Here is a 269-nt window from a genome sequence, read left to right on the forward strand (position 1 = left end):
TCAGCCAGTTACTCGCGGCACTAACCTTCTTCTTTACCCCATCTTCATCAAGTTCTATAACAACTGCAACTTCGAAAAACGGCTTAAACTCAACATTATCCCAATAGTATTCCTTACCGACGATATGCCCAAAGTAACTATTGTAAAACTCTTTTGAAAGACCTAAATCCTTACTAGATAAGCGCCCCATTGCAGTTGCAAAGACATGTACATACCCATCAAATTTATCCCGATAAGCTCCATTCTCTATGCGAGCTAACTTTTTAAGC

Annotated in this window: 1 protein-coding gene; it reads right to left on the bottom strand. The window is 39.4% G+C overall.

From position 1 onward, the window contains the following. A partial coding sequence (locus tag F1003_RS16660; protein WP_162307011.1) for a hypothetical protein occupies positions 1-269 on the bottom strand: 269 nt, incomplete at both ends.

This window comes from Winogradskyella ouciana, assembly GCF_009709615.1.
Classification (GTDB): Bacteria; Bacteroidota; Bacteroidia; order Flavobacteriales; family Flavobacteriaceae; genus Winogradskyella; species Winogradskyella ouciana.